Raw genomic sequence first — 1,687 nt, 5'->3', positions numbered from 1 at the left:
GCCCGTCGCGTGTGTCTGGCCCAGTGGCGTCGCTCATGCGTAATGGGCCCCCGTTGGATCTGCGTCTTTGATGCGCATTTGATTTTTCTAGGGTGGAAGGGGGCCGCGCGGCCCCCTTCCCTGTCGCTCAGCTCAGGCGCTTATTGCGCCAGCCAGGCCTGGAACTTCGCGTCGATGTCGTCGCGGTAGTCGGCCCAGAACTCGTAGTTGTAGAGCAGCGTGTTGGCAGCGTTCTCCGGGTCGGTCGGCATGTGCGGCGCCATGTCGATGCCCAGTTCCTCGTGCTGACCGACGAGCGGCGCAGAGGACTGACGGGCGGGACCGTAGGAGATGTACTTGGCCTGGTCGGCCAGACGCTGGGTGTCGGTGGCGAACTTCACGAAGTCCTTCACGCGAGCCAGGCGCTCTTCCGGCAGACCGGTCGGGATGATCCAGCCGTCAAGGTCGAACACCTGCATGTCCCAGAGCATGCCCACGGGCTGGTCCTGCTCCTCGATCACCGAGAACAGACGGCCATTGTAGGTCGAGCCCATCACGACTTCGCCATCGGCGAGCAGCTGCGGGGTGTCGGCACCGGCCGACCACCAGACGACGCTGTCCTTGATGGTGTCGAGCTTGGCGAGCGCCTGATCCTGGCCCTCGGGGGTCTCGAGCACGTCGTAGATCTCGTCCTTGGCGACGCCGTCGCAGTACAGAGCCCACTCCATGTTGTTGATCGGGCGCTTCTCGAGCGAGCGCTTGCCCGGGTAGGCTTCGAGATCGAAGATCGCGCAGATGTCGGTGGGCGCGGTGTCGCCGACGAGGTCGGTGCGGTAGCCCACGGTGGTCGAATAGACGATCTGCGGGATGAAGCAGTCGGAGACGATCATGTCGCCGAAATCATCCTCGGCCGAGGTGCCGTCGGGCGCTTCGGCGAGCAGTTCGTCGGGATCGTATTCCATCGCCAGACCTTCGTCGCAAAGACGCATGGCGTCTGCCGCCACGACGTCGACGAGATCCCAGGTGATGTTGCCCGCTTCGTTCATGGCGCGCAGCTTGGCGACGGCCTCGTTCGAGCTTTCGTCCCACGCGACGCTCACCTCGGGGTGCATCTCGACGTAGGGCTGGGCATAAGCCTTGTCCTGGCTCGCCTGATAAGCGCCCCCCCAGGACACCAGCGTCATGCTGTCAGCCATGTCCTGTGCGGCCACTGCACCGGCAGCGACGGTCAGCGCCGTCGAGGCCATAAGGGTCTTGGTCAGTTTCATTGGTTACTCCCTTTTCAACCCGTCGTATTAAGAGGGCGGCCCCCGGGTTTCGGTACCGGCCTCGTGGTGGTTGCCGTGCCGGTGATGATCGTCCGATCCACCGGCTCCGGCAAATCACAAAACTACTTCGCGTCGAGCGCGCGGCAATCCTCGGGCAGCCAGCCGATCGTCACTTCCTGACCAGGCTTGAGCCGCACCTGGTCGGGGCGGTTGCGGGTCTTGATGACGAACTCTTCGTTGCCCGCCACGCTCAGGCGCGTGCGGAAGATATCGCCCATGTAGATGAATTCCTTCACCTTTGCCTTGAGCGTATGGGCGCCTTCGCCAAGCTCGGGATTGACCTCGACACGCTCCGGGCGGATCGACACGCGGGTGCGCTCGCCGACCTTGCTGACGTTGACCGGCATCGCGTCGATGACTTCGCCACCGTCGAGCTGCAC

The 1,687-nt window shown here is 64.0% G+C and carries 2 protein-coding genes; both read right to left on the bottom strand.

Features of this window, described 5'->3' with window-relative positions; all coding sequences use genetic code 11:
* Positions 1-140 precede the first annotated feature (140 nt).
* Entirely contained in the window at positions 141-1,247 is a 1,107-nt protein-coding gene (locus AC6RA4_RS25405; protein WP_500165093.1) for an extracellular solute-binding protein, read from the bottom strand.
* 122 nt (positions 1,248-1,369) lie between these two features.
* A partial coding sequence (locus AC6RA4_RS25400; protein ID WP_500165091.1) for a TOBE domain-containing protein occupies positions 1,370-1,687 on the bottom strand: 318 nt, incomplete at its 5' end.

This window comes from Salipiger sp. (assembly GCF_059781815.1).
The sequence above is the reverse complement of the archived record's forward strand: the minus strand, read 5'-3'. Positions and strand labels throughout refer to the sequence as shown.

What these genes read in the sequence shown, in the direction of transcription:
- AC6RA4_RS25405 (WP_500165093.1), bottom strand. Translation starts at nt 1,247, where the DNA reads ATGAAACTGACCAAGACCCTTATGGCCTCGACGGCGCTGACCGTCGCT.